Annotated in this window: 15 protein-coding genes; 3 read left to right on the top strand and 12 right to left on the bottom strand. The window is 71.7% G+C overall.

All coding sequences use genetic code 11. The features are described from left to right. Window positions 1–4: 4 nt before the first annotated feature. A complete protein-coding gene (locus tag KMS84_RS18380; protein WP_256917327.1) occupies window positions 5–967 on the bottom strand; it encodes a LysR family transcriptional regulator in 963 nt (320 codons plus the stop codon). A 63-nt stretch (window positions 968–1,030) separates the two neighbouring features. On the opposite strand from KMS84_RS18380, the gene KMS84_RS18385 reads away from it, so the two are divergent. Together KMS84_RS18385 and KMS84_RS18390 are read left to right on the top strand one after the other, a co-directional pair. Then, a complete protein-coding gene (locus KMS84_RS18385; RefSeq protein WP_256917328.1) occupies window positions 1,031–2,359 on the top strand; it encodes an MFS transporter in 1,329 nt (442 codons plus the stop codon). Window positions 2,360–2,562: 203 nt separating this feature from the next. After that, the gene (locus tag KMS84_RS18390) at window positions 2,563–3,579 is read left to right on the top strand and encodes a sigma-70 family RNA polymerase sigma factor (protein ID WP_256917329.1); all 1,017 of its coding nucleotides are present in this window, start codon (window positions 2,563–2,565) and stop codon (window positions 3,577–3,579) included. Here the strand turns inward: KMS84_RS18390 and KMS84_RS18395 are convergent. The 11 genes from KMS84_RS18395 to KMS84_RS18445 all read right to left on the bottom strand — a co-directional run bounded on the left by KMS84_RS18395 (window position 3,463) and on the right by KMS84_RS18445 (window position 15,621). Further along, window positions 3,463–3,816 (bottom strand): STAS domain-containing protein, encoded by a 354-nt coding sequence (locus KMS84_RS18395; protein ID WP_256917330.1) that lies wholly within the window; start codon window positions 3,814–3,816, stop codon window positions 3,463–3,465. The genes KMS84_RS18390 and KMS84_RS18395 overlap by 117 nt on opposite strands. A gap of 53 nt (window positions 3,817–3,869) precedes the next feature. Further along, a complete protein-coding gene (locus KMS84_RS18400; protein WP_256917331.1) occupies window positions 3,870–4,454 on the bottom strand; it encodes a Uma2 family endonuclease in 585 nt (194 codons plus the stop codon). A 132-nt stretch (window positions 4,455–4,586) separates the two neighbouring features. Beyond that, entirely contained in the window at window positions 4,587–5,870 is a 1,284-nt protein-coding gene (locus tag KMS84_RS18405; RefSeq protein WP_256917332.1) for a thymidine phosphorylase, read from the bottom strand. Window positions 5,871–5,956: 86 nt separating this feature from the next. Further along, entirely contained in the window at window positions 5,957–6,358 is a 402-nt protein-coding gene (locus KMS84_RS18410) for a cytidine deaminase (protein WP_256917333.1), read from the bottom strand. Further along, window positions 6,355–7,614: an ABC transporter permease gene (locus KMS84_RS18415; protein WP_256917334.1), complete on the bottom strand. Its 1,260-nt coding sequence runs from the start codon at window positions 7,612–7,614 to the stop codon at window positions 6,355–6,357. The genes KMS84_RS18410 and KMS84_RS18415 overlap by 4 nt, the downstream gene beginning before the upstream one ends. Beyond that, a complete protein-coding gene (locus tag KMS84_RS18420; protein WP_256917335.1) occupies window positions 7,614–8,735 on the bottom strand; it encodes an ABC transporter permease in 1,122 nt (373 codons plus the stop codon). Before KMS84_RS18420 ends, KMS84_RS18415 begins: the two co-directional genes overlap by 1 nt. After that, window positions 8,732–10,501: an ABC transporter ATP-binding protein gene (locus tag KMS84_RS18425; protein ID WP_256917336.1), complete on the bottom strand. Its 1,770-nt coding sequence runs from the start codon at window positions 10,499–10,501 to the stop codon at window positions 8,732–8,734. Before KMS84_RS18425 ends, KMS84_RS18420 begins: the two co-directional genes overlap by 4 nt. A 174-nt stretch (window positions 10,502–10,675) precedes the next feature. Then, a complete protein-coding gene (locus KMS84_RS18430; RefSeq protein WP_256917337.1) occupies window positions 10,676–11,728 on the bottom strand; it encodes a BMP family lipoprotein in 1,053 nt (350 codons plus the stop codon). A 233-nt stretch (window positions 11,729–11,961) separates the two neighbouring features. Further along, complete coding sequence (locus KMS84_RS18435; RefSeq protein ID WP_256917355.1) at window positions 11,962–12,993, bottom strand: BMP family lipoprotein; 1,032 nt, start codon at window positions 12,991–12,993, stop codon at window positions 11,962–11,964. A gap of 432 nt (window positions 12,994–13,425) precedes the next feature. Next, window positions 13,426–14,652, bottom strand: a complete 1,227-nt coding sequence (locus tag KMS84_RS18440) for an amidohydrolase (RefSeq protein ID WP_256917356.1) — start codon at window positions 14,650–14,652, stop codon at window positions 13,426–13,428. Between the two features lie 282 nt (window positions 14,653–14,934). Further along, on the bottom strand, window positions 14,935–15,621 hold the full coding sequence (locus tag KMS84_RS18445) for a TetR/AcrR family transcriptional regulator C-terminal domain-containing protein (protein ID WP_256917338.1): 687 nt from the start codon (window positions 15,619–15,621) through the stop codon (window positions 14,935–14,937). A 73-nt stretch (window positions 15,622–15,694) separates the two neighbouring features. On the opposite strand from KMS84_RS18445, the gene KMS84_RS18450 reads away from it, so the two are divergent. Continuing rightward, window positions 15,695–17,086, top strand: coding sequence for an FAD-dependent monooxygenase (locus KMS84_RS18450; protein WP_256917339.1), 1,392 nt, complete (start codon window positions 15,695–15,697; stop codon window positions 17,084–17,086). Window positions 17,087–17,119 lie beyond the last annotated feature (33 nt).

Raw genomic sequence — 17,119 nt, forward strand, 5'->3', positions numbered from 1 at the left:
GCGTTCAGGTCGGCAGCAGGCTGCCGCGCCTCGACAGCAGGAACTTCTTGAACGCCGCCACCGGCGGGGTGTCCGGGTGGCCGTCCAGCCAGGCGACGCCGATCTCGCGGGCGGCGCGCGGGGCGGTCACCGTCAGTTCCACGACCCCCGGGCGGGCCACGGCGGGCGGCGGCAGCAGCGCCACCCCCAGCCCGGCCGCCACCAGCCCTCTCAGGGTCTCGGCCTCCTCGCCCTCGAAGGCGACCCGGGGGCGGAAGCCGGCCTCCTGGCACAGGTCGTCGGTGATGCGGCGCAGGCCGTAGCCGGGCTCCAGGGTCACGAAGGTCTCGTCGGCGGCCTCGGCGAGACGGACCCTCCTGCGGGCGGCCAGACGGTGGTCGGCCGGGACGACCAGGCGCAGCTTCTGCTCGTCGAGCCGGCGGGCGACCAGGTCGGGGGCGTCCGGGACCGGGGAGGTCAGGCACAGGTCCAGCTCGCCCGCCCGCAGCCGCTCGATCATCGCCTCGCCGTAGTTCTGGACGAGGCTGAAGCGCACGCGCGGGTGGTCCGCGCGGAAGGCGTGGATCAGTCCCGGCACCGTCTCCGCGCCCATGGTGTGCAGGAAGCCGAACGCGACCTTTCCGGTGGCCGGGTCGGCGTCGGCCCGCACCTCGTCGGCGGCCCGCTCGACCTCGGCGAGGGCCCGCTCCACGGAGGAGAGGAAGGTGCGCCCCGCGGGCGTGAGGGAGACCGTGCGGCCGCGGCGGGCGAACAGGTCGACGCCGAGGTCCTGTTCCAGACGGACCATGGCCCGCGAGAGCGTCGACTGGGGCACGTTCATCTCCTGGGCGGCCCGGGTGACGTGCTCGGTGCGGGCGACCCCGGCGAAGTACGCGAGCCGGGGAGCGAGCAGCCTCGACATGTCCGTCGTGTCTTCTGTGTCACCGGACGGTGACAGCCGGGCCCGTGACCTCTGCTGATGCGCCATGGGAACGATTATGACGATTCCGTGCATTGGACGGATGAGCGGGGCCGTACCTACCTTCGAGGCATGTCTCCCGCCAGTACCGGGGCGTCCACGACCGTGGGCGCCGCATCGTCCGTCCCCGCCGCCTCCCCCGTCGTCGCCTCCTCCGCCGACCGCTGCCGCCCGGCCCCCGCCGACTCCCGGATGACCCCCGGCGGTCCCGGCTACCGCCGGATGAGCCTCGCCCTCTTCCTCGCCGGGGTCGCGACCTTCGCCCTGCTGTACTCCACGCAGGCGCTGCTGCCGCTGATCTCCGACGACCTCGGGGTGGCGGCCGGCCGGGCGAGCTGGACCGTGGCGGCGGCGACCGGCGGACTGGCCCTGTTCGTGCTGCCGATGAGCGCCCTGTCGGAGCGCTACGGCCGCCGCACGGTGATGACGGCCTCGCTGGCGGTCGCGGTGGCCGTGGGCGTGCTGGTCCCCTTCGCCCCCTCGCTGGGCTCGCTGGTCGTGCTGCGGGCGGTCCAGGGCGCCGCGCTGGCCGGGCTCCCGGCCTCGGCGACCGCCTACCTCGCCGAGGAGGTCCGGCCGAAGGCGCTCGTCACGGCCATCGGCCTGTTCGTGGCGGGCAACAGCGTCGGCGGGATGAGCGGCCGGGTCATCACCGGCTGGGTCGCGCAGGAGTGGGGCTGGCGGATCGCGGTCGGGGTGATCGGCGTGCTGGCGGTGGCCTGCGCGGTCGCCTTCCGGCTGCTGCTGCCGGCGCCGAAGCACTTCCGGCCGGGCTCCCTGGCCCCCCGGGTGCTGGCCCGTACCGTCCGCGACCACCTGGCCGACCCGCTGCTGCGCCGTCTGTACGCGATCGGCGCGCTGTTCATGACCGTCTTCGGCGGCGTGTACACCGTCATCGGCTACCGGCTGACGGAAGCGCCGTTCTCGCTGCCCCAGGGCATCGTCGGCTCCATCTTCCTGGTGTACCTGGTGGGCACCGTGTCGGCGTCGACCGCGGGCCGGCTCGTCGGCCGGCTCGGCCGCCGGGGCGCGCTCTACCTGGCGGGCGGCACCACGGCCGCCGGACTGCTGCTGTCGCTCGCGGACTCGCTGGTCCCGGTCCTGCTGGGCCTGGTCCTGATCACGGCGGGCTTCTTCGCGGGCCACGCGGTGGCCTCCTCGGCGGTCGGCAAGACGGCCACCACCGGTCGGGCGCAGGCCTCCGCCCTCTACCAGTCCTCGTACTACGTCGGCTCCAGCGTCGGCTCCACGGTGGGCGCCACGGCCTTCCACGCGGGCGGCTGGTCCGCCACGGTCGCCGTGGGCGTCCTGGCGGTGCTCGGTGTCGTGGCGATCACCGCGCTCGGGACCCGCGCCGCGCGGGTCGCCGCCCGACGGGACCTGCTGGTGGCCGCCCGCTGACGCGGTCCGGGCCGCCCGGATCCGGCGCCGCCGTGGCGGCAGCCGGTCCGAGCGGCCGTCACACCGCCGTCCACGCCGACTCTCACACCGCCTCCCACCTGCGCTTTCATCGACTCGCCGGGCCATTGTCAGTGGGCTGCGGTAGCTTCCGAAGTGCTGGGCGCGACGACGCGTGACAGAACAGCCACAGGGGTGGGTGGACGATGGGCGACAGCACGGCGACGACGACGGACATCGACGTCGCACTGGAGAAGCACCGGACCGAGCTGACCGGTTACTGCTACCGCATGCTCGGCTCCTCCTTCGAGGCGGAGGACGCGGTCCAGGACACCCTGGTGCGCGCCTGGCGCAGCTACGACAAGTTCGAGGGCCGCTCCAGTCTGCGCTCCTGGCTGTACCGGATCGCCACGAACGTCTGCCTGGACATGCTGACGGCCGGCAACAAGCGGGCCCGTCCGATGGACCTCACCGAAGCCACCCCGCTCGCCCGGGCCGCGCTCTCGCCCCGCCCCGACAACACCTGGCTGGAGCCGATGCCCGACGCGCGCGTGCTGCCCACGGTGGAGGACCCGGCCGAGGCGGCCGTTGCCAAGGAGTCGGTGCGCCTGGCCTTCATGGCCGCGTTGCAGCAGCTCCCGCCCAAGCAGCGGGCGGTGCTGATCCTGCGGGAGGTGCTGGCGTGGCGGGCGAGCGAGGTCGCCGAGCTCCTCGACACCTCGGTCGCCTCGGTCAACAGCGCGCTCCAGCGGGCCCGGGCGACGCTCGCCGAGCAGAAGGCCTCCGGCGCGGACGCGGCCGTGTCGGACCCGCTGGACGAGGCACAGCAAAAGCTCCTCGAACGCTATATGGCGGCCTTCGAGGGCTACGACATGACCGCGCTGACGGCCCTGCTGCACGAGGACGCCGTCATGACGATGCCGCCGTTCGACCTGTGGCTGACCGGCCATGACGACATCACCGGCTTCATGACCACGTTCGGCTCCGCCTGTGAGGGCTCGCGGCTGCTGCCGGTCCAGGTCAACGGCCTGCCGGGCTTCGCCCAGTACAAGCCGGACCCGGACAAGGGCGGTCACACGCCCTGGGCGATCCAGGTCCTGGAGATCTCAGAGGGCCGCCTCACCGGGTTCCACTTCTACCTCGACACCCAGCGCTGGTTCCCCCTCTTCGGCCTCCCCCTCCACCTCGACGGGGATCCCGACGAGGTCGAGCAGGGCGCGTAGCGCCGGGTCAGGGCCGCGCAGCCGTATCCGTCCGCCGGCCCGCCGGGCGGCCAGCTGGAGCCGCGCCAGCAGCTCGACGGCGGCCAGCCCGGGCGGCCCGATGCCGGCGACGTCGCAGACGACGACCCCGGTCTCCTCGCCGGCGAGCAGCGCGAACACGGCGTCGCCCAGCCCGGTCGCCTGCTCTCGGGCGACCGGTCCGGTCAGGGTGAGCACGGGGGGTGTCGTCGCTTCCACGATCGGTAGACCGCGCCCGGCGCCTCAATTCATCGCCGCCGAACGGGACCGGCCTACGCGGCGGGGAACTCAGCGGTGTCGACGACCACGTCGAAGGGCGCGGGAAGCTTGAGGGCCTCGCCGAACTTCGCGGTGCCCAGCAGGCGGTAGACGTCGCCCTTCGGTTCTCCGTAGAGCGTCGCGCTCGCGCCTTCGGGGGCCCAGCGGTCGACGAGGAGGTAGAACGGGATGCCCGCCGAGGCGTAGGCGGCAGGCTTGCTGATGCGGTCGTGCCGGGCGTCGGACCTGGACGTGACCTCCACGACCAGCTCCGCCAGTGCGGCCGGGATGTGGGTGTCCGCCTCCGTGTGCTCCCGCACGGGGGCCACCACGAGGTCGGGGATGAGCATGCCCAGACGGGACGGCACGGCGATGGCGAGCGTCTGGAAGATCCCCCAGTTCTCGGGGATCACCGAGTAGAGGCGACGCTGAATGCGTTCAGCGATCACGTTGTGGCGGTACGCGGGAACAGGTGCCACGGTGACGATCCCCTCGATGATCTCCACCTTGCTGCCCTCGGGCCAGTCCATCTCCTCCCAGAACCGGACGAGGCCGTCCCAGCTCTGCTCGGGGTCGTGGCCCACGGTGAGTGCGCTCATGGCGGTCTCCCTGTCGGTGCGTCACCGAGTCCAGCATGCCGAACGGGACCGGCGGCGGTCCACCGATCCCGTTCACCCGAAAGGGGGCTGTGACGCCGACGGCCCTGCGGCCGCGGGTCGGACAAGGCCAGGTCAGGCGATGCGCTCCAGCACGACCGGGGAGGCGGTGAAGGCCGTCCCGGGGGCCTCGACGTCGTACGCGCCCTCGACGGCCTGGAGGGCGTAGTCGAAGCGCTCCGGGGTGTCGGTGTGCAGGGTCAGCAGCGGCTGGCCGGCCGTGACCGTGTCGCCGGGCTTGGCGTGCAGCTCGACGCCCGCGCCCGCCTGCACCGGGTCCTCCTTGCGGGCGCGGCCCGCGCCGAGGCGCCAGGCGGCGACGCCGATGTCGTAGGCGTCCAGGCGGGTGAGCACGCCCGACGACGGGGCCTTGATCACGTGCTGTTCCTTCGACGTGGGCAGCGGCGCGTCCGGGTCGCCGCCCTGGGCCGCGATCATGCGGCGCCAGACGTCCATGGCCGAGCCGTCGGCCAGGGCCTTGGCCGGGTCGGCGTCCTTCACGCCCGCCGCGTCCAGCATCTCGCGGGCCAGCGCGAGGGTGAGCTCCACGACGTCCGCGGGGCCGCCGCCGGCCAGGACCTCGACCGACTCGCGGACCTCCAGGGCGTTGCCCGCGGTCAGGCCGAGCGGGGCGGACATGTCCGTGAGCAGCGCGACGGTCTTCACGCCGTGGTCGGTGCCCAGGCCGACCATGGTCGAGGCGAGCTCGCGGGCGTCCTCGATGTTCTTCATGAAGGCGCCGGTGCCGACCTTCACGTCCAGGACGAGCGAGCCCGTGCCCTCGGCGATCTTCTTCGACATGATCGACGAGGCGATCAGCGGGATCGCCTCGACCGTGCCGGTGACGTCCCGCAGGGCGTACAGCTTCTTGTCGGCCGGGGCCAGGCCGTCGCCCGCCGCGCAGATCACCGCGCCCGTGCCGTCGAGCACGGAGAGCATCTCCTCGTTGGAGAGCAGCGCACGCCAGCCGGGGATGGACTCCAGCTTGTCCAGCGTGCCGCCGGTGTGGCCGAGGCCGCGGCCGGAGAGCTGCGGGACGGCCGCGCCGCAGGCCGCCACCAGGGGGGCGAGCGGCAGGGTGATCTTGTCGCCGACGCCGCCGGTGGAGTGCTTGTCGGCCGTGGGACGCGACAGGGCGGAGAACTCCATGCGCTCGCCGGAGGCGATCATGGCGGCGGTCCAGCGGGCGATCTCACGGCGGTTCATGCCGTTGAGGAGGATGGCCATCGCGAGCGCGGACATCTGCTCGTCGGCGACCTCCCCGCGGGTGTACGCGTCGATGACCCAGTCGATCTGAGCGTCGCTGAGCTCGCCGCGGTCCCGCTTGGTGCGGATGACGGAGATGACGTCCATGGCCATGGCTTGGCTTCCTTCCGAGGGTTCCAGAAGCCGTACGGCCCCTCGGAGCGAGTCGCCGGGGACGACTCGGAGGGGCCGCACGGGAATCACTTGGTGAGATGGTCCGGGCCGAAGGCCTGGGGCAGCATCTCGGACAGGGGCAGGATGCCCGCCGGGGTTTCCAGGAGCAGGTCGGGGCCGCCGAACTCGTGGAGCAGCTGCCGGCAGCGGCCGCACGGGACGAGGACCTCGCCCCGGCCGTCGACGCACGTGAAGTGCGTCAGCCGGCCGCCGCCGGTCCGCTGAAGCTCCGAGACCAGTCCGCACTCGGCGCACAGGCCGAGCCCGTAGGAGGCGTTCTCGACGTTGCAGCCGGAGACCGTGCGGCCGTCGTCGACCAGGGCGGCGACCCCGACGGGGTAGCCCGAGTAGGGGGCGTACGCGTGGGACATGGCCTCGCGGGCCAGCTCGCGCAGCGCCGCCCAGTCGACGTCGGACCGCGGGCTCACTTGCCCTGGCCCTTCCGGTACGGCATGCCGTCCGCCTTGGGCATCCGCAGGGACTGCGCGGACAGCGAGAGCACCAGCAGGGTGACGACGTACGGCGCGGCCGTGACGACCTGGCGCGGGACCTCGTCGGTGCCGACGTACCAGACGAACATCAGCGCCGAGACGAGCGCGGTGACGACGGCGGGGACGAACTTCTTCTTCCACGCCAGGTAGGCCGCGCCGAACACGAGCAGGATCGCGAGCAGCAGGATCAGCGCGTGCACGTTGGTCGTGCCGCCGCGCAGGTTGAGGCTGTCGGTGTAGCCGAACAGGCCCGCGCCGAGGGCGAGGCCGCCCGGCATCCAGTTGCCGAAGATCATCGCGGCGAGACCGATGTAACCGCGTCCGGCCGTCTGGCCGTCCAGGTACACGTTCGAGGCGACGATGGAGAGGAACGCGCCGCCGAGGCCGGCGAAACCGCCCGAGATGATCACGGCGATGTACTTGTACTTGTACACGTTGACGCCGAGGGACTCGGCGGCCACCGGGTTCTCGCCGCAGGACCGCAGGCGCAGGCCGAACGCGGTGCGCCACAGCACCCACCAGGTGACCGGGACGAGGGCGACGGCGACGACGGTCAGCGGCGACAGGTCGGTGATCAGACCGCCGACCAGACCGGCGACGTCCGAGATCAGGAACCAGTGCTTCTCGTTGAGCGTGTCCAGCCAGCTCGACAGGCCGGGGACGTCGAAGGTGCCCAGCGAGTCGATCGGCGGGGACTGCTTGGAGGAGCCCTGGGGGGCGCCCTCGAAGGTGAACTTCGACAGGTAGCGGGTGGTGCCCAGCGCGAGGATGTTGATGGCCACACCGGAGACGATGTGGTTGACGTTGAACGTGACGGTCGCGATGGCGTGCAGGACGGCGCCGAGCGCGCCGCCGACGATGCCGAAGACGACGCCCGTCCACGGGCCCCACTGGTAGCCGGCCCAGGCGCCGAACCAGGTGCCGAGGATCATCATGCCCTCGAGGCCGATGTTGACGACGCCCGCGCGCTCGGCCCACAGACCGCCGAGGCCGGCGAGGCCGATCGGGACGGCGAGGCGCAGGGCCGTGGACATCTGGCCGGTGGAGGTGATGCCGTCCGCGCCGGTGATGAGGCGGACGACGGAGGTCAGCACCAGGACGCCCGCGATGACCAGCAGGAGGACCGGGAGCGACATGCGGCGGCCCTTGCCGGGCTTCTTCGCCTGCGGCTTGGCGACGGTGGTCGTGGACATCAGGCCGCCACCTCCTTCTTGGTGTTCTGGGCGGCGGCCGCGGCGAGCTCGGCGCCGACGCGCTTCTGCTGGCGGCGCAGCCCCCACTGGCGTACGGCCTCGTACGAGATGACGACCGCGAAGACGATGAGGCCCTGCATGATCGTGGCGATCTCCTTCTCGTACGCGACCGGGGTCGCGTAGTCGAGGGCGGGAGAGGCCTTGTCGAGGAAGGCGATCAGCAGCGCGGCGAAGGCGATGCCGACCGGGTTGTTGCGGCCGAGCAGCGCGATGGTGATGCCGGTGAAGCCGAGGCCCGTCGGGAAGCTCAGGCTGTAGGTGTGGGCGTCGCCGAGCAGCAGGGGCAGGCCGGACAGGCCCGCGATGCCGCCGGAGATCAGCATGGCGGTGAGGACCATCTTCTTGGCGTCGACGCCGGAGGCCGCGGCGGCCGTCTCGGACTCGCCGGTGGCGCGCAGGTCGAAGCCGAAGCGGGTGCGGTTGAGGACGATCCAGTAGACGATGCCGAGGGCGACGGCGAGGAAGACCAGACCGTAGATCTCGCCGACGTCCGCGCCCAGGTCGATGCCGGGCACCCAGCCGGAGTCCTTCATGATGCCGGTGGTGTTGTTGTTGCCGACCTGCACGCCCCAGATGTTGTCGAGGGTGAGGTAGCCGATGACGCTGGTGGCGATGGCGTTCAGCATGATCGTCGCGACGACCTCGCTGACGCCGCGGGTGACCTTCAGGACGCCCGCGATGCCGGCCCAGAAGGCGCCGGTGAGCACGCCGACCAGGAGCAGCAGCGGGATCTGGAGGGCCGACGGCAGGGCGATGTTGGCGCCGACCACCGCGGTCATCATGGCGGCGAGGCGGTACTGGCCGTCGACGCCGATGTTGAACAGGTTCATCCGGAAGCCGATGGCGACCGACAGGGCGGCGATGTAGTACATCGAGGCCTGGTTGACGATCAGCACCTGGACGTCGGAGTAGCCCGCCTGCTCCAGCATGAGCGTGTAGGGCTCGATCGGGCTCTTGCCCGAGGCGATCAGCACGACCGAGGTCAGCAGGATCGCCGCGACGATCGCGATGACCGGGCCGGCCACCGCGAGGAGCACGCGCTCCTTGTCGAACTTCTTCATCGGGCCTCGTCCTCCGGACCGGCAGCTTCCTCGGTGGTTTCCGCGTCGTCGACGTGTTCCAGGTGACCGGTCGCGGCGCCGGTCATGGCGGAGCCGAGCTCCTCCGGGGTGACGGTGGCGGGGTCGGCGTCCGCGACCAGCCTGCCGTTGTAGATCACGCGCAGGGTGTCCGACAGGCCGATCAGCTCGTCCAGGTCGGCGGAGATCAGCAGCACGGCCAGGCCCTCGCGGCGGGCCTCGCGGATGCGGTCCCAGATCTGGGCCTGCGCGCCGACGTCCACACCGCGGGTGGGGTGGGCGGCGATCAGGAACTTCGGGTTGTGGCTCATCTCGCGGCCGACGATCAGCTTCTGCTGGTTGCCGCCGGAGAGCGAGGCGGCGGTGACGTCGATGCCGGGGGTGCGGACGTCGTACTCCTCGACGATCCGGCGGGTGTCGGCCTGGGCGCCCCTGGGGTTGAGCCAGAAGCCCTTGGCGTTGGGGGCCTCGGTGACGTGCCCGAGGATGCGGTTCTCCCAGAGGGGGGCCTCCAGGAGCAGGCCCTGGCGGTGACGGTCCTCGGGGATGTAGCCGACGCCGGACTCGCGGCGCTTGCGGGTCGGCCAGGGGGTGATGTCCTCGCCGAGGAAGGCGATGGTGCCGGAGTCGGCGTTCTTGGTGCCGATCAGGGCGTCGATCAGCTCGGTCTGGCCGTTGCCCTCGACGCCGGCGATGCCCATGACCTCGCCGGCGTGGATGGTGAAGGTGACGCCGTCGAGCGCCTTCTTGACCTCGCCGCCGAGCGCGACCTCGGGCGCGATCATGCCGCTGACGCCGCCGGAGGGCTCGGAGTCGGCGCCGAGGGAGGCGCCGCCGCTGGCGTAGACGGTGAGGTCGGCGACCTCGATGACGGGCTGGTCGGTGACCGTGGACTCGGCGGTCTCCGGGGTGGGCAGCTCGCTTCCGACCATCATCTCGGCGAGCTGACGCGGGGTCGTCTCGGCCGGGACGGCGGTGCCGACGGTCGTGCCGCGCCGGATGACGGTGATCTCGTCGGCGACGGAGAGGACCTCGCCCAGCTTGTGGGAGATGAAGATGACCGACAGGCCCTCGGACTTCAGCTCGCGCAGGTTGTCGAAGAGCGCGTCGACCTCCTGCGGCACGAGGACGGCGGTCGGCTCGTCGAGGATGAGGGTGCGGGCGCCGCGGAAGAGGACCTTGAGGATCTCCACGCGCTGGCGGTCGGCGACGCCGAGGTCCTCGACGAGGGCGTCGGGGCGGACGCCGAGTCCGTAGCGGTCGGAGATCTCCTTGATCTTCCTGCGGGCGTTGCCGCCGATGCCGTACAGCTTCTCGCTGCCCAGCACCACGTTCTCCAGGACGGTCAGGTTGTCGGCCAGCATGAAGTGCTGGTGGACCATGCCGATGCCGCGCACGATGGCGTCGGCGGGGCTGGAGAAGGTCACCTGCTCGCCGTCGATCGCGATGGTGCCCTCGTCCGGCTTCTGCATGCCGTAGAGGATCTTCATCAGCGTCGACTTGCCGGCGCCGTTCTCGCCGACGAGGGCGTGCACGGTGCCTTTGCGGACGGCGAGGTGGATGTCGTGGTTGGCGACGACACCGGGGAAGCGCTTGGTGATCCCCGCCAGCTCAACCGCGATCGTCGACTGTGCGGTGAGCGGAGGGCTGCTGGACGCGTCGATGGCGCACTCTCCTTGGGAAAGGGGCCGCTCTACGCGCGTAGCGCCCCTGCTTTGAATAGTGCCCGGATCCGGTCGGCCTTTCATGATCTTGACAGCCGTATCGTGGGGCCATCTCGATCAGGTTCGATCGGTTCCGAGCATTCTGCCGCGCGAACGGGGCGCGAGGAGACATTCTCTCCGCGCCCCGTTCCGTGGCCGTAACGCTGTCATTGCAGCGGGTCCTCGGCCAAGGGTTCTGACCGGTTCAGCACCGTGGGGTCAGGAGGTCTTCACCGTGATGGCGCCGCTCTTGATGCCCTCTTCGGCCTTCTTGATCGCGGCCTGGATGTCGGCGTTGCCCGCGAAGGCCGGGTTCGAGTTCGACACGCTCACGCCGCCGTTCTCCAGGCTGCCGCGGACGACGCCCGTGGCCGGCTTGCCGTCGTGCACGGACTTGGCCAGCGTGTAGACCGCGCCCTCGACGTTCTTCATGGCCGACGTCAGGATCGACGCCTTGTAGGCCTTCAGCGCGTCCTGCTTGTACTGGTCGGAGTCGACGCCGATGGCCCAGACCTTGTGGGCGTTGGCGGCCTTGATGACACCCTGGCCGGACAGGCCGGCGGCGGCGTAGACGACGTCCGCACCGGCGTCGATCTGGCCCTCGGCGGCGCTCTCGCCCTTGTCGGGGCTGGAGAAGCCGCCCTCGGCGGCGGTCTCGGTCAGGTACTGCGACTTGACCTTGACGCCCTTCTTCGTGTCCTCGACGCCCTGCTTGAAGCCGGCCTCGAACTTGTGGATCAGGGGGACGTCCACGCCGCCGACGAAGCCGACGGTGTTGGTCTTGGTGGCCTTGGCGGCGGCGACGCCGGCCAGGTAGGAGGCCTGCTCCTCGTGGAAGACGAGGTCGGCGACGTTGTCGGCCTTGATCTGCTCGTCGTCGACGATGCCGAAGGTGGTCTTCGGGTACTTGGCCGCGACCTCCTTGACGGCCGGCGCGTAGGCGAAGCCGACGCCGATCACCGGGTTGTAGCCCTGCTTGGCGAGGCTCTCCAGACGCTGCACCTTGTCCGCGTCGGACTCGCCGTCCTGCGGCTCGACCGCGGAGGACTTGTAACCGAAGTCCTTGTCGGCCTTCTCCAGGCCGGCCGTGGCGGCGTCGTTGAAGGACTGGTCGCCCTTGCCGCCGACGTCGTACGCGAGCGCGAGGCCCATGTTCTTGTCACTGCTGTTGGACGAGGACGACGACGTGGACGAGCTTCCACAAGCGGAAACGGTCACGGCGAGAGCTGCGGTGGCTACACCCGCAGCCGCGATTCGGGACACCCGGCGCATGGAACTTGACTCCTTTGTGCAAGCGCCCAAACCAGGCGCTGGTTCCGCCGCAGCGTAACGCGCGTAGACCAGACGGAAAAACCCTTCTGTCCGGTCCGTTACCGAGCTGTGGCCACAGATGGAGCCCAGGTTACGGACAGCAGAACGCCCCTTGCGGGAGGCAAGGGGCGTATGGGCTGCGAAGACGCTCGTAAGGGCGCAGCCGCCGGGTGGCGTAAGGGGTTTTCCGGCCGTTACTTCGTGTTGACCGTGACCTTGCCGTCGACGATGTCCTTCTTGGCCTTGTCGACGGCCGTGACGACGTCGGTCATGGCCTTGTACTTCGGGTTGCTGTCGGCGAAGCCCACGCCGTCGTTGGAGAGGCTGCCGCGCACCACGCCGGACAGCGGCTTGCCGTCGACGACGGACTTCACCAGGTCGTAGACCGCGCCGCCGACGTTCTTGAGCGCGGAGCCGAGGATGTAGTCCTTGTAGGCCGCCAGCGAGCTCTGGCTGTACTGGTCGGAGTCGACGCCGACGACCCACACCTTCTTGGCGGCCGCCTCGGAGATCACGCCCTGCCCGGACAGTCCGGCGGCGTGGTAGAGGACGTCGGCGCCTGCCTCGATCTGACCGCTGGCCGCGTCCTTGCCCTTGTCGGGGCTGGAGAAGCCGCCCTCCTGGGGGGTCTCCGTCAGGTACTGCGACTCGATCTTGATCTTCGGGTTGACCGACTTGGCGCCCTGGACGTATCCGGCCTCGAACTTGTGGATCAGCGGGATGTCCACGCCGCCTATGAAGCCGATGTGCGCCTTCTTGGAGGCCTTGGCGGCGGCGACGCCGGCCAGGTAGGAGGCCTGCTCCTCGTGGAAGACCAGGTCGGCGACGTTCTTGGCCTGCACCTGCTCGTCGTCGATGATCCCGAAGGTGGTCTTCGGGAACTTGGCCGCGACCTCCTTGACGGCCGGCGCGTAGACGAAGCCGACGCCGATCACCGGGTTGAAGCCGGACTGGGCGAGCTGGGTGAGCCGCTGCACCTTGTCGGCGTCGGACTCGCCGTCCTGCGGCTCGATGTCCTGGCCGCCGACCTTGAACTCCTTCTCGGCCTTCTGGAAACCGGCGTAGGCGGCGTCGTTGAACGACTGGTCGCCCTTTCCGCCGATGTCGTAGGCGAGGCCGATGCCCTTGCCCGAGTACTTGCCGGACTCCGTGTCACCGGCCTTGCCGGAGTCGCTGCTGGACTTGCCGCAGCCCGCGGCGGCGAGTGCGACGACCGCGACGGTCACCGCGGCCCGGGTCAGTCCGGTCCTCCGAGAATTCAGACGCACAGCAAGCACCCCTTCGATCCCCACGGCGCCGTCACCGGCCCGCTGTCCCCATGCTGGAGCCCTCGGCGAAGGGCTTCCCCGACAAGCCGTTCCCGGTGGCGATTCCGGCGCACAGTAACGCGCGTAGAAGGCGAGGGGAACGGGGTTTCTCCCGGCCGTTATCGATTCGTGCCGCCATGGGGTCCGGGACGCGTCCCGCCGGTTACGACCGGATCACCCAAGGGGACGAAGGGACGGTTTTTGGACAGGGTGCGGGTGGCGGCCGGGTGCGGGTGGCGGCCCCGGGGCCGCCGTCGCCGGGGCGCCGCGCGACGGCGGGCGCGCGCGACGGCGGGGGCCGCCCGGCCGGCTGGTCGGGCGGCCCCCGCCGTCACGGGGTGTGCGCTCGGCTCACCTGGTCGACGCGTCCAGCAGGGCCGCCGCGGTGAAGAGCTCCACGCCCGCGGTGATGGCCGACTCGTCCGCGTCGAAGTCGCCCTGGTGCAGGTCGCGCACGGTGCGCTCGCCGGGCGGACGCACGCCGAGGCGGGCCATCGCGCCGGGCACCCGCTCCAGGTACCAGGAGAAGTCCTCGCCGCCCAGGCTCTGCTCGGTGCCCTCGACGGCGCTCTCGCCGCGCCGGGCGACCATGGCGTCGTGCAGCAGGCCGGTGACGTCGGCGTCGTTGACGACCGGGGGGACGCCACGGACGTAGTTGATCTCGGACTTGGCGCGGTGCAGGTTGGCGACCTCGTCGATGGCGGCGACGACGATGTCCGGGGCCTGCCGCCACGCGTCGATGTCCAGGCAGCGGACGGTGCCGGACAGCTCGGCGTGCTGCGGGATCACGTTGGGCGCGTGGCCGCTCTCGATCCGGCCCCAGGTGACCGCGAGCCCGGCGCGGGTGTCGACCCGCCGCCCGACCAGCGCGGGGACGTCGGTGACCACGCGGGCGGCCGCCGTGACCAGGTCGGTGGTGAGGTGGGGGCGGGCGGTGTGGCCGCCGGGCCCGTCCAGCGAGATCTCCAGCCGGTCGCAGGCGGAGGTGATGGCCCCCTCGCGCAGACCGATGCGGCCCGCGTCGACCCGCGGGTCGCAGTGCACGGCGATGATCCGGCCGACGCCGTCCAGCGCGCCGTCCGCGATGGCGTCGGCGGCGCCGCCGGGCAGCACCTCCTCGGCGGGCTGGAAGATCAGCCGCACGGGCCGCGGGAGGCGGCCCTGGCGGTGCAGCTCGGCCAGGATCAGCCCGGCGCCGAGCACGACGGTGGTGTGCACGTCGTGGCCGCAGGCGTGCGCGCGGTCGGGGACGGTGGACCGGTAGGCGCACTCGGTCTTGGTGTCCGGGATGGGCAGCGCGTCGATGTCGGCGCGCATGGCCAGGACGGGAACACCGGCCGCGCCCACGGTCCCGATGTCGCAGATGAGGCCGGTCCCGACGGCGAGCACGCGTGGTGCGAGCCCCGCCTTCTCCAGGCGGGCCTTGATCGCGGCCGTCGTACGGAACTCCTGGTTGCCCAGCTCAGGATGCATGTGCAGGTCTCGGCGGAAGGCCACGAGCTCTGCGCGCAGCGCCTCCGGCAGGGCGCCGGGAAGGGTGTCTTCCCCTGAAGGATCGGCCTCGGACTCTCGGGACATCAGTTGCTTCACCCTCTGAAGGGTAGGACGCCGAAGCGGTCGACCGACCTACGATCAACAAAACTTCAACCCGTCAGGCGAAGAAAAGTCGGCCGCGCGGCGCATGGCTGCTGTGGGGGGTGGGTAAACTCCGCCGATTTCGGTTCGGCTCCCCCACTTCTTCCTCCTTTCACGGATACCACGGACGACTCGAGGCACGCCGGACCTGTCCACGTTCCGGGATCGCCCGGGGCCCGCCCGGGGAGTCGCCCCGGGATCCCTCGGGGACCGATCCCGGCATCATCACCCGCGCCCGGCGCTCCCGCCACGCGGAGCGGCGCCGGGGCTCACGTACCGCGCGGCGATTCCGGCCAGCACGATCTCCAGGCCTTCCTCGAAGTGGCGGTCGTAGTCGGCGAAGATCTCCGCTCCCGCCTGGGCGGCCAGCGGGAACTCCCGCATCCGCCGCGCCCGCTCGTCGACGTCGTACCCCTCGCGCCGCTCGTCGGGCAGCGGCTGGACGCCCTGCTCCTCGGTGACGAAGCCGAGGGTGTACGCGTAGCTCGTCGAGGTGGCGCGGACGGCCTGGGCGAGGGTGAAGCCCGCGGCCGTGAACAGGCGCAGGGTGTCCTCCATCTGCTCGGCGTGCACCAGAGCGGTGAAGCGTGAGCCGCTGAAGACCTTCGCGCCGTCGCGGTAGCGGCGCAGCGCCTCGCGCAGACCCCGGTTGGACGTGCGCAGCCGCTCCTGCCACGTGTCGCCGGGGTCGAGCGCGGCTCCGGCGAGCATCCGCCGGTACATCTCGGTGGCCATCTCGTCGAGCAGGGCCTGCTTGTCCTTGAAGTGCCAGTAGAGGGCGGGCGCCTTGACGTCCAGCTCACGGGCGATGGCCCGCAGCGTCAGGCCGTCGAGGCCCACCTCGTTCAGCAGTCGCAGGGCGGTGTCGGCGACCCGTCCGCGGTCCAGGGGCGTGCGTCGTTCGGTGCTCACCCTTGACAGCTTAACGCCGTTAAGGCCACTCTCGGGGAACGGCATCACTTAACAACGTTAAGGAGACGGGGACATGAACCTGCCCCAGAACACGTCGGTGGACGTCCTGATCGTCGGCGCGGGCCCCACCGGCCTCGCCCTCGGCATCGACCTGGCCCGGCGCGGCGTGGACGCGCTGGTGGTGGAGCGGGGCGCGGCCCTCGCCGCCGGCTCCCGCGGCAAGGGCCTGCAACCGCGCACCCTGGAGGTCTACGAGGACCTCGGCGTCCTCGACGCGATCCTCGACGCCGGCGGCCCCTACCCGGTGGGCGCGCTGTGGACGGACGGCAGGCAGACCGGGGAGCACCGCCTCTTCGACCCGGTGGAGGAGAGCGAGGAGGGCTGCCGGTTCACCGTCCCGTGGATGGTCCCGCAGTGGCGCAACCAGGAGATCCTGCGGGCGCGGCTGGAAGAGCTCGGCGGCACGGTCGCCTTCGGCCGCGAGCTCGTCGGCGTGGACCAGGACGGGGAGGGGGTGACCGCGCACTTCGCCTCCGGCGAGCAGATCCGCGCCCGGTACGCGGTCGCGGCCGACGGGGGCCGCTCGACGGTCCGCCGGGCGCTCGGCATCGCCATGACGGGCGAGACGGTCGACCCGGACCCGCTGCTGGTGGCCGACGTGCGCGTCCCCGCGCTGGACCGGAACCGGTGGCACGTCTTCCCGCCGGGCGCGGGCAGCCCGGGGTACGCGTCGCTGTGCCCGCTGGCCGGCACGCGGGACTTCCAGCTCGTGGCCCGGTTCCCGGCGGGTACGGAGATCGACCCCTCCCCGGCCGGCGTCCGCGCGGCGGTCGCCGAGCGCACGCATCTCGCCGCCGAGGACGTCACCGAGGTCGGCTGGTCCTCCGACTTCCGCCCGCGCGCCGCCCTCGCGGACCGCTTCCGGCAGGGCCGCGTGTTCCTCGCCGGCGACGCGGCGCACATCCACTCCCCGGCCGGCGGCCAGGGCCTGAACACCAGCGTCCAGGACGCGTACAACCTGGGCTGGAAGCTGGGCGCGGTGCTGGGCGGGCGGGCGCCGCACACGCTGCTCGACACCTACGAGGAGGAACGGCGTCCGGTCGCCGAGCACGTCCTCGGCCTGTCCACGGCGATCCACCGGGACCAGGCGCGCCGGGGAGCCGGGACCCGGCAGCTGGGTCTGCACTACCGGGAGTCGTCGCTGAGCGAGGAGACACGGCCGGCCCCGGGGGCGCTGCGCGCCGGGGACCGCGTCCCCGACCTGACGGTGGACGGCGTCCGCCTCTTCGACCGCCTCCGGGGCCCGCACTGGACGCTGCTCACCCTGGACGACGGGGCGTTCCTGGTCCGCCCGGACGGTCACGTGGGCTGGGCCGGCGAGTCGGAGACGGGGGCGGCCGCCTACCGCGAGCGGCTCGGAGTGCGCGAGGAGCCGTCCCTGCGCGCGGTCGCCCGCCGGGTGTGACGGTCCGGCGGGCGCCCGACCCGGTCGCCCGTG

The organism is Streptomyces hilarionis (assembly GCF_024539675.1).
GTDB lineage: Bacteria > Actinomycetota > Actinomycetes > Streptomycetales > Streptomycetaceae > Streptomyces > Streptomyces hilarionis.

Bases quoted from the DNA above. Each gene is read 5' to 3' on its own strand.
- KMS84_RS18415 (WP_256917334.1), bottom strand. From the start codon at position 7,614: ATGTCCACGACCACCGTCGCCAAGCCGCAGGCGAAGAAGCCCGGCAAG.
- KMS84_RS18450 (WP_256917339.1), top strand. From the start codon at position 15,695: ATGAACCTGCCCCAGAACACGTCGGTGGACGTCCTGATCGTCGGCGCG.
- KMS84_RS18440 (WP_256917356.1), bottom strand. From the start codon at position 14,652: ATGTCCCGAGAGTCCGAGGCCGATCCTTCAGGGGAAGACACCCTTCCC.
- KMS84_RS18390 (WP_256917329.1), top strand. From the start codon at position 2,563: ATGGGCGACAGCACGGCGACGACGACGGACATCGACGTCGCACTGGAG.
- KMS84_RS18405 (WP_256917332.1), bottom strand. From the start codon at position 5,870: ATGGCCATGGACGTCATCTCCGTCATCCGCACCAAGCGGGACCGCGGC.
- KMS84_RS18380 (WP_256917327.1), bottom strand. From the start codon at position 967: ATGGCGCATCAGCAGAGGTCACGGGCCCGGCTGTCACCGTCCGGTGAC.
- KMS84_RS18430 (WP_256917337.1), bottom strand. From the start codon at position 11,728: ATGCGCCGGGTGTCCCGAATCGCGGCTGCGGGTGTAGCCACCGCAGCT.
- KMS84_RS18425 (WP_256917336.1), bottom strand. From the start codon at position 10,501: ATGAAAGGCCGACCGGATCCGGGCACTATTCAAAGCAGGGGCGCTACG.
- KMS84_RS18400 (WP_256917331.1), bottom strand. From the start codon at position 4,454: ATGAGCGCACTCACCGTGGGCCACGACCCCGAGCAGAGCTGGGACGGC.
- KMS84_RS18385 (WP_256917328.1), top strand. From the start codon at position 1,031: ATGTCTCCCGCCAGTACCGGGGCGTCCACGACCGTGGGCGCCGCATCG.
- KMS84_RS18420 (WP_256917335.1), bottom strand. From the start codon at position 8,735: ATGAAGAAGTTCGACAAGGAGCGCGTGCTCCTCGCGGTGGCCGGCCCG.